This window comes from Phenylobacterium sp., from assembly GCF_024508875.1.
In the GTDB taxonomy this organism is placed as follows: Bacteria; Pseudomonadota; Alphaproteobacteria; order Caulobacterales; family Caulobacteraceae; genus Phenylobacterium.
Genome location: NZ_JANINU010000005.1, coordinates 1 through 9,156, shown reverse-complemented (window position 1 = coordinate 9,156; position 9,156 = coordinate 1). Strand labels below are relative to the sequence as shown.

At 70.4% G+C, this 9,156-nt stretch carries 8 protein-coding genes; 4 read left to right on the top strand and 4 right to left on the bottom strand.

The window, feature by feature from the left end:
* From Q0L11_RS01175 to cpaB, 3 genes are all read right to left on the bottom strand, one after another.
* Window positions 1-1,167: cellulose synthase operon protein YhjQ/BcsQ (locus Q0L11_RS01175; RefSeq protein WP_296595012.1), on the bottom strand; the 1,167-nt coding region annotated here is incomplete at its 3' end.
* A 7-nt stretch (window positions 1,168-1,174) separates the two neighbouring features.
* A complete protein-coding gene (locus Q0L11_RS01170) occupies window positions 1,175-2,515 on the bottom strand; it encodes a type II and III secretion system protein family protein (RefSeq protein ID WP_296595011.1) in 1,341 nt (446 codons plus the stop codon).
* 10 nt (window positions 2,516-2,525) lie between these two features.
* Window positions 2,526-3,431, bottom strand: a complete 906-nt coding sequence (gene cpaB / locus Q0L11_RS01165; RefSeq protein ID WP_296595010.1) for a Flp pilus assembly protein CpaB — start codon at window positions 3,429-3,431, stop codon at window positions 2,526-2,528.
* A gap of 186 nt (window positions 3,432-3,617) precedes the next feature.
* On the opposite strand from cpaB, the gene Q0L11_RS01160 reads away from it, so the two are divergent.
* From Q0L11_RS01160 to Q0L11_RS01145, 4 genes are all read left to right on the top strand, one after another.
* A complete protein-coding gene (locus Q0L11_RS01160; RefSeq protein WP_296595009.1) occupies window positions 3,618-4,547 on the top strand; it encodes an aldo/keto reductase in 930 nt (309 codons plus the stop codon).
* A 194-nt stretch (window positions 4,548-4,741) separates the two neighbouring features.
* Entirely contained in the window at window positions 4,742-5,956 is a 1,215-nt protein-coding gene (locus tag Q0L11_RS01155) for a CoA transferase (protein WP_296595008.1), read from the top strand.
* Between the two features lie 68 nt (window positions 5,957-6,024).
* Window positions 6,025-7,317 (top strand): acetyl-CoA C-acyltransferase, encoded by a 1,293-nt coding sequence (locus tag Q0L11_RS01150; RefSeq protein ID WP_296595007.1) that lies wholly within the window; start codon window positions 6,025-6,027, stop codon window positions 7,315-7,317.
* A 55-nt stretch (window positions 7,318-7,372) separates the two neighbouring features.
* Window positions 7,373-8,395, top strand: coding sequence for a DUF2804 domain-containing protein (locus tag Q0L11_RS01145; RefSeq protein WP_296595006.1), 1,023 nt, complete (start codon window positions 7,373-7,375; stop codon window positions 8,393-8,395).
* A gap of 6 nt (window positions 8,396-8,401) precedes the next feature.
* Here the strand turns inward: Q0L11_RS01145 and Q0L11_RS01140 are convergent.
* Window positions 8,402-9,156, bottom strand: a 755-nt coding sequence (locus tag Q0L11_RS01140; RefSeq protein WP_296595005.1) for a biotin/lipoyl-containing protein, incomplete at its 5' end; no start/stop codon positions are given.

The window sequence follows — 9,156 nt, the reverse complement described above, 5'->3', positions numbered from 1 at the left end:
GGGCGGCTGGGCCGCCAGACGTTCGACGAGGCTCTGCACGTCCTTGACGATCTTGGACTTGGGCCGGTGCTGGGCGATCGGGCCGCCCAGGTTGGCCGACGCCGCCGCCGCTTCCCAGTCCGAGCTCACGCCGGCCTCGGCCTTGCGCTGCAGGGCCTTCTCGGCCTCGGCCATCGACGGGGCCGGCCCGAACATCCGGCTCGCGAGCCGGTTCAGCACGATCCGCGGGCGCAGGCCCGCCGACAGCGCGTCCTCGATCTCGTCGGAATAGGCGCGGGCCGCCAGCAGCGCCGGCACGGTCAGTTCCGAGATCACCAGCACCTCGTCGCAGCCGGCGAGGGCGTCCAGCGTCCAGGGCCGGCGGTGGCGCGGCAGGTCGAGGATGACCCATTCGTAGACCTCGCACGCCACTTCCAGCATGCGCAGCACCGTCTCGCGGGAGACGGCGTCGAAGGCGTTGGGGTCGCGGACGCCGGCCATCAGATCGAGGCCCTTGGACACCGGCGTCACGAAGGCCTGCAGCATCGCCGCGTCCATCCGGTCCGCGACGTTGCCGAAATCGGCGAGGCGGGTCGTGGGCTGCGCGCCCAGGTAGGCGGCCGACGCGCCGTCGGCGAGGTTCAGGTCGACCAGGCAGACCGAGCGATCCTTCCCGGACTGGGCGGCGAGGGCGTAGGCGATCTCGATCGCGATGGTGGTTGCGCCCGAGCCGCCGACGGCGCCGGTGACGCCCCAGCAGCGCGACGTGGCGCCGGTGGCCGCCGCGGCGGCGGGCTGCGCCTGCGCCAGCAGCGCTTCCACCGCCGACTTCAGGTCCTCGTCGGAATAGGGGGCCTCCAGGATATCGGCGGCGGACAGGCGCAGGACGTTGCGCACGAGGCCGGCCGCGAGGTTCTCGCCCACCATCAGCAGCGGCGGGGCTCCACGCAGCGACGACAACGCCTTGACGCAGGTCGCCAGGGCCGAGGCGTCCCACGCGTCGGCGTCGATCAGCACGAGGTCGAACGCCCCGGGGGTCAGCGCCTCGACCTGGGCCACCGCGCCCATCTCCAGCAGCGCGCCGGCCAGAGGTCCGTCCGTCAGGGCCCCCAGGCGGGCGCCCAAGGCCAGAATCCGGCGGCCCGGGATCAGGTTGGCGGAAGAGGCGGCGGGCTTCGAACGCAGCATATGGGAGTCACTTCACCGGGTCGGATTTGCCGTCGTCGCGCGGCAGCGGTTTGTCGTGGGCCCTGCCGAACAGGAACAGGTCGCTCTTTGAGACCTCCTTGCCCGGCAGGGAGTCGATGGGGGCGATCTGGCGGTCGGCGGCCGTGCTGAGGCGCGGCGTCACGATGATCAGCAGCTCGCTCTCCGAGCGCTTCCAACGGGCCGAGCGGAACAGCGAGCCGAGGACCGGCAGGTTGGCCAGGCCGGGGAACTGCTGGATGCCGTTCTCGTAGTTGTGCTGGAACAGACCGGCCATCGCGAACGTGTCGCCCGGCTTCAGCTCCAGCGTGGTCGCCGCGCGCCGCACGGTCAGGGCGGGCACGATGAAGTCGCGGATCGTCAGGGCGTTGTTGAAGTCGAGCTGGCTCACCTCGGGCTCGACGTTCAGGCGGATCCAGCCGTTGTCCTGCACCAGGGGGGTGAAGTTCAGCTTCACGCCGTAGGGCTTGAACTCGATCGAGATCTTGTCGAGGTCCTGTGGCACGGGGAACGGGAACTCGCCGCCGGCCAGGAAGCTGGCCTTCTGCCCCGAGATCGCCACCAGGTTCGGCCGCGCCAGGGTGCGCAGCGCGCCCTTCTCCTCAAGCGCCTGCAACTGGCTGTCGAGCGTCGTGGTGTCGCCGAACCGGCTGCGCAGCGAAATCGCGCCATGCGGCGGGGTCGAGCCGACCAGGCCCGCGCCCGTCAGCATCGAAACCGAGTTGTTGAGCAGGTTCATGTTGACGCCCAGGTCCTGCATGGCCGAGCGGCTGGCCTCCAGGATGCGGACTTCCAGCACCACCTGCTGCGAGTTGGTGATGGTCAGGCGCGAGATCACGGACTCGGGCGCGTACTTCTCGGCGATCTTCTCGGCGCTGGCCTGGACGCCCGAGTTCGAGATCTCGCCCGTCAGCATCAACACCTCGCCCAGGTTCCGGACGCGGATCGGCTCGTTCGGGAAGGCGGCGGTAAGGTCCTGCTGCAGCCCGTCGGCGTCGTAGCCGACGCGCACGTCGATCACCTGCGAAAGCTGTCCGCCGGGGCCGTAGACCAGCATGTTCGTCGAGCCGAACTCGATCCCCTGGACATAGAAGCTCGAATTCGACGTCGCCGTGACCTTCGCGATCTCGGGCTGGGCGATGACGATGCGCGAGGCGGGGCCGGGCAGCCGGAACTGCAGCGACTTGTCCCGCGGCACGTGGATCGTGCGGCGCATCACCGGCTCGCTCGCCATCACCTGGGCGTGCGCCGGCGCGGCGGCGATCAGGCCGGCCATGGCCAGCGACAGGCCGCTGAGCGCGGCGAGGACGGGGCGGGGGATCTGGAACATGCGGGCGGCCTCAGCTCGTCGCGGTCGGCAACTGCGGCACGGGCGCCGCCGCCGGCGGCGGGGCCGGGGCTTTCGAGACGCGCGGACGCTTGTTGGCCTCGCCCTCGACGATCAGGATGGCGGAGAACGGACGCGCCGGACCGCTGCGCGCCGGGCCGGAGGTGCGCACGGCCGGCGCGCCGCCGAGGAAGTCGGAGGTGCGCATCGGCGGCGCCTTGGCGATATCGGCCTGGCCGTTGCGGCGCAGGGCCAGCGAGAGCTCGCCGAGGGTCGAGGCGATCGCCAGCTTCTGCGAGTCCTCGACCGAGACCTCGATCGTGGCCGTGTTGGGCGTGGCCGGCTTGTTCGACGTGGGGTCGGCGTTCAGGTCGATGCCCAGCACCCGGGCGTTCTGGACCACCACGTAGGAGATGTAGTTGCGCTGGTCGCCGCGCGGGGTGAGGTCGCGCATCAGCACCACGTCGACGTGGTCGCCGGGCAGGGCGTGGCCGCCGACGCCCGAGGCGTCGTTCACCTTCAGCGTATAGGCGCGCATCCCTTCGGCCACCTCGGCCGAGACGATCGGGCGCGAGCCCGGGCCCGACAGCTTGGTCGGCAGCACCGCTTCCTTACCCGCGATGGGGGTCAGCACCACCGGCGCGCCGCCATGGTCGGCGGCCAGGGCTTGCTCGACGGTCGTGTACGCGCCCTCGGGCACGGCGGTCTCGGGGACCTTGATGATCTTCAGCATGCCGGCGTCGAGCTTCTCGCCGTATTTCAGCGGCCGCGAGGCCACGACGACCGGCTGGCCGACCGCCTCGGGGCGGATCGGACTCTTCGCCGCCGCCGCGTTGGGCAGGGCGATCTTCGCGACGAAGAGAGCGCCAAGCCCCAGGACCGCGGAAGCGGCGAGGCTGACAATGGTTACGACGCGCATCCGCGACACCCGACCGACAATTCTTGTTCTATCTCGGCACGTTAAGGACGCCCGCCTTGCGATATCCTGAATCTGCAAGGTGAACGGCGCGGTAGTCATTCTGAAGACCGCCGCTATCCGCTGGCCTCCGCCCCTCGCGCGGGGCTACCGTCCCGCCGCCAGAACAAGACGGACGGAGGATGCGGGATGAAGGTGCGGCGCCTGGGGAATTCGGGCCTGAAGGTCAGCGTGGTCGGCCTGGGCTGCAACAACTTCGGCATGCGGATCGACGCGGCCCAGACGCAGGCCGTGGTCGACGCCGCCATCGACGCCGGGATCACCCTTTTCGACACCGCCGACATCTACGGCGGCACGAAGTCCGAGGAGTTCCTGGGCAAGGCGCTCGGCAAACGGCGGCACGAGGTGGTGCTGGCCACCAAGTTCGGCATGCAGATCGGCCAGGACCCCAAGAAGCGCGGCGGGTCCCGGAAGTGGATCATGCAGGCCGTCGAGGACAGCCTGCGCCGGCTCGGGACCGACTACATCGACCTTTACCAGCATCACCAGCCCGACCCCGACACCCCCGTCGACGAGACCCTGCGGGCGCTCGACGACCTCGTGACGCAGGGCAAGGTCCGCTACCTGGGCAATTCCAACTACAGTGGTTGGCAGATTGCGGATGCGGATTGGACATCTGCCGGCCAGAGCCGCTTCGTCTCGGCGCAGAACCTCTTCTCGCTGCTGGAGCGCGACGTGGAGCGCGAGGTGCTTCCGGCCTGCGAGCACTTCGGCCTGGGTTTCCTGCCGTTCTTCCCGCTGGCCTCGGGCCTGCTGTCCGGCAAGTACCAGCGTGGCGTGGCCCCGGCCGAGGGCACCCGGCTCGCCGCCTGGGGCGCGCGCGGCCAGGCGGCCATGAGCGACGCCAACTTCGACCGGGTCGAGAAACTGGAGGCCTGGGCGAAGGAGCGGGATCACACGATCCTGGAGCTCGCCTTCGCCTGGCTGCTCGGCCACCCCGTGGTCAGCTCCGTCATCGCCGGGGCCACGACCCCCGAGCAGGTCCGCACGAACGCGGCCACGGCCGACTGGCGACTCACGCCCGACGAGGTGGACGAGGTCGGCAAGCTGGTGGGTTAGCGCCAGTCCCTCCCTTGATGGGAAGGGACAGACGGCGGAGCCGTCAGGGTGGGGCGTGCTGGATCAGGCTGGGCGCCCGGCCCACACGTCCCCACGCGTCTCGCTTCGCTTGCCACCCTCCCCATTCGGGAGAGGGACGGTTGGCGTACGGAACGTCAGCCTGCGATGACCGTCCGTCAGCTCGCGGAGGAACCATGTACGATCTGCTGAAGGGCCTCCGTGTCGTCGAGGGTTCGGCCTTCGTGGCGGCGCCGACCTGCGGCCTCTACCTGGCCCAGATGGGCGCCGAGGTGATCCGCTTCGACGCCATCGGCGGGGGCCCCGATTTCCGCCGCTGGCCGCTCGCCGACAACGGGTCGAGCCTCTACTGGGAAGGCTTGAACAAGGGCAAGAAGTCGATCGCCATCGACCTCGCCGCGCCCGAGGGCCGGGAGATCGCCCAGCGCCTGGCCGCCGCGCCGGGCGACGACGGCGGCCTGTTCGTCACCAACTTCCCGGTCGACGGCTTCTTGTCATACGACAAGCTGAAGGCGCTGCGGGACGACCTGATCTGCGTGCGGGTCATGGGCTGGGCCGACGGCTCCCAGGGCATGGACTACACGATCAACTCGGCCCTCGGCCTGCCGCTTATGACCGGCCCGGTCGGCGACGAGCGGCCGGTGAACCACGTCCTGGCCGCGTGGGATCTGCTCACCGGCGCCTACTGCGCCTTCGCCATGGTCTCGGCGCTGCTGGCCCGGATGCGCGGGCAGGGCGGCCGGGAGATCCGCGCGCCGCTCAGCGACATCGGCGCCGCCACCATGGCCAACCTGGGCTTCACCGCCGAGACCTGGCTCACCGGCCATCAGCGCGAGCGGATGGGCAACGACGTCTTTGGCGCCTTCGGCCGCGACTTCACCACCAAGGACGGCGTGAAGCTGATGCTGCTGGCCATCACGCCCAAGCAGTGGAGCAAGGCGCTGGAGGCCCTGGGTATCGGCGCCGAGGCCGCCGCGCTGGAGGCCGAGCTGGGCGTCTCGTTCGCGAAGGACGAGGGGCTTCGCTTTGCGCACCGCGCCCGGCTGTATCCGTTGTTCGAGCGAGCCTTCGCCGCCCGGACGGCGGCCGAGCTCACCCCCGCCTTCGACGCCGGCGGCGTGACCTGGGGCAGCTACCAGACGCTGGAACAGGCGCTGGAGGATTCCCGCCTGTTCAAGGGCAACCCGCTGTTCGAGACGATCACCCATCCCAGCGGGCTCAGCTACCCGGCTCCCGGCGCCATGGGCACGATCCCGCAGGACGCACGCCGGCCGGTCGCCCCCGCCCCGAAGCTGGGCCAGCATACCGACGAGGTGCTCGCCGAAGTCCTGGGCATGGACGGCGGCGAGATCGCCCGCCTGCACGACAAGGGGATCGTGGCGGGCGCGTAACACCTTCGTCTGGCTGGTAGGTCGGCGCCGGAAGGGCCATCTCTTGCGCTTGAGCAGCGGAGACTTCCATGGCGCGGGCGGCGGTGAAATCCACGGCGGGTGACGGCATCTGGCTGGCGGCGGGAAAGCGCACGCCCTTCGCGCGGGCCGGCGGCGTGCTGGCCGGCAAGGACGCGCTCCAGCTTTCGGTCCCGGTCATCCAGGCCATGCTCGCCGAGGGGGCCAAGCCCGACCTCGCCGTCTGGGGGGCGGTGATCCCGAATTTGGCCTGGAGCAACATCGCCCGCGAGGCCCTGCTGGACGCCGGCGCGGATCCCTCGATCCCGGCCTTTTCCACTGTCATGGCGTGCTCGACCAGCATGGCCGGCGCATTCCAGGCGGCGGGGATGCTGGACGGCCGCGGCCGCGACCTGGCCCTCGTGGGCGGCGTCGAGAGCATGAGTCGGGTGCAGATCGGCCTGACACAGAACCTTTCCGACGACCTGCGGAAGATCATGGAGGCCCGCAGCTTCGGCGACCGGCTAACCGCCATAAGCCACACGCGCCTCGCCGACGTGCGCCTGCACGTGCCCAAGATCCAGAACCGGGTCACCGGCAAGAGCATGGGCGAGCACACCGAGGACATGGCCAAGGGCTGGGCGATCAGCCGCGAGGAGCAGGACCGGATCGCGCTCGCCAGCCACCAGAACGCCGCGGCCGCCTGGAAGGCCGGCTTCTTCGACGACCTGGTGATCCGCATGGCCGAGGCCGGGCACGACACGACGGTGCGCGCCGACACCAGCCTGGAGAAGCTCGCCGCCCTCAAGCCGTCCTTCGACCGCATGAGCGGCAAGGGCACCCTCACGGCCGGCAACTCCAGCCCGCTGACCGACGGCGCGGCGGGGCTCTGGGTGGCCACCGCCAGGGGCCTGGACCGCCTGCCCGCCGCGACGCCGCGCGTGCGCCTCGTCGACTACGAGATCAACGCCATCGATCTGCATCACGAGTATCTGCTGATGTCGCCGGCCTACGGCATCCCCAAGCTGCTGGCGCGCCACGGCCTCAAGTACGATGACGTCGGCCTCTGGGAGATCCACGAGGCGTTCGCCGCCCAGGTCGCCACCCATATCAAGGCGCTGCAGGACGACGCCTTCCTGCGCGACAAGGCGGGCGTCGCGAACACCTTCGGCCGCTTCCCTGTCGAGCGCATGAACCCCAACGGCGGCTCGACGGCGCTGGGCCATCCGTTCGGGGCCACCGGCGCGCGGATCTTGTCCCAGGCGGTGAAGGAGCTGGCCGCGATGCCGGCCGGGACCTGGGCGGTGGTCTCCATCTGCGCCGACGGCGGCCAGGGGACCATGGCGCTGCTGCGCAACAGCTAGGCCGGGGCCGCCCCGCCTGTTCTGATGCACGGAAAGATTCGGGGGAGGGGCCGACGTGGCGCAGAACGAACTGGGACCGGGCGACCTGCTGGACCGCAAGGGCCGCCTCGCAGAGCCGGGTTGGGCCCGGCGCGAGGTCCGGCGCTACGACCGCGCCGCCATCGCCGCCTCGCCGCTGCGGATCAAGGAGTGGGACTACTACTGCGTCCTGGCCGGCGACTACGGCTTGGCCGCGGTGGTGGCCGACAACGGCTACATGGGCTTCTTGTCGGCCACCTGGTTCGACTTCCGCGCCCGCTCGGCGGTCGCCGAGAGCGTGATGACGCCCTTCCCGCTGGGGCGGATGCGGATGCCGCCGAGCGCCGACGCGGGCGACATCGTGCAGGATCACCCGAAGCTGAAGCTCGCCTTCCGCCACACCGACGGCGGCCGCAGCCTGACCCTCGACTGCCCGGGCTTCATGGGCGGCAAGGGACTGCGCGGGACGCTGCATCTGGCCCAGCCGCCGATGGATCGCATGGTGATCGCCACGCCCTGGCCGAACGCGCCAAAGGCCTTCTACTACAACCAGAAGATCAACTGCATGCCGGCGACCGGCGAGGTCGTCGTGGGCGATCAGACCTACGCCTTTACCCCTGACAGGGCCTTCGGCGTGCTCGACTGGGGCCGGGGCGTCTGGACCTATCGCAACGTCTGGTACTGGGGCTCGGCCTCGGGCCTCGTGGACGGCGTCCCCTTCGGCTTCAACATCGGCTACGGCTTCGGCGACACCTCGGCCGCGTCCGAGAACATGGTCTTCCACGACGGCGTGGCCGACAAGCTGGACCAGGTGACCTTCCACCTGCCGGAGGGAACCTACGACGGAGCCCCCTGGCGCTTCTCCAGCAACGACGGACGGCTGGAGATGACCTTCGAGCCGATCCTCGACCGGGCCGACGCCTCGGACTTCAAGATCATCCGATCGATCACCCACCAGGTGTTCGGCCGCTTCTCGGGTACGGCGATCCTCGATGACGGCCGCAAGGTGGCCTTCCAGGACCTGCTCGGCTTCGCCGAGGAAGTGGAGAACGCCTGGTAGCGGGGGCTAGCGCGCCGGCGTCAGCTTCGCCAGCAGGGCGCCTTCGCTGACCTGGGCGCCCAGCTCGGCCGCCAGGTCCTCGACCACGCCATCGAACGGCGCGCTGAGGGCGTGCTCCATCTTCATGGCCTCGAGGGTCAGCAGCGGCTGGCCCTTGGTCACCGTCTCGCCCGCCTTGACCGAGAGCTGGGTGATCTTGCCCGGCATCGGCGCGCGAACCTGCCCGTCGCCCGCGCCGCCGCCCGCGTCGGCCACCGGCGGATGGTCGCGGAACACGAACGCCTCGCCGCCCTCGAAGACGACGACCGCTTCCTCGCTCTCCACGTGGATGAAACGTGTCGGCTCGCCGGGCATCTCGGCCTCGACCACCTGGTCGCCGTAGAACAGGCGCGTCGTCGTAACTGCGGGGGCGTTCAGACGGAAGCCCTTCAGGTCCACCCACGGCGTGGTTTCGGCGGCGCGCTGCTCGACCGCCTCGCGGAAGGCCCATCCGGCCGTCGCCAGCGCCTCGGGCGAGGGCTCGGCCGCCGCCGTCAGCGTCTCCAGCTCGCGCCCGATCAGGCCCGTGTCGACGCTGCCGACGATGAAGTCCGGCGTCTCCAGGCAGCGCACCAGGAAGGCGGCGTTCGTCTTCACCGGCCACACTTCGACCTCGCCGCACGCCTCGGCCAGCTGGGCGATCGCCTCGTCGCGCGTGTCGGCGTGGGCGATCAGCTTGGCGATCATCGGGTCGTAGAAGGGCGTGATGGCGTCGCCCTCGT

Bases quoted from the DNA above. Each gene is read 5' to 3' on its own strand.
- Q0L11_RS01160 (WP_296595009.1), top strand. From the start codon at position 3,618: ATGAAGGTGCGGCGCCTGGGGAATTCGGGCCTGAAGGTCAGCGTGGTC.
- Q0L11_RS01170 (WP_296595011.1), bottom strand. From the start codon at position 2,515: ATGTTCCAGATCCCCCGCCCCGTCCTCGCCGCGCTCAGCGGCCTGTCG.
- Q0L11_RS01150 (WP_296595007.1), top strand. From the start codon at position 6,025: ATGGCGCGGGCGGCGGTGAAATCCACGGCGGGTGACGGCATCTGGCTG.
- cpaB (WP_296595010.1), bottom strand. From the start codon at position 3,431: ATGCGCGTCGTAACCATTGTCAGCCTCGCCGCTTCCGCGGTCCTGGGG.
- Q0L11_RS01155 (WP_296595008.1), top strand. From the start codon at position 4,742: ATGTACGATCTGCTGAAGGGCCTCCGTGTCGTCGAGGGTTCGGCCTTC.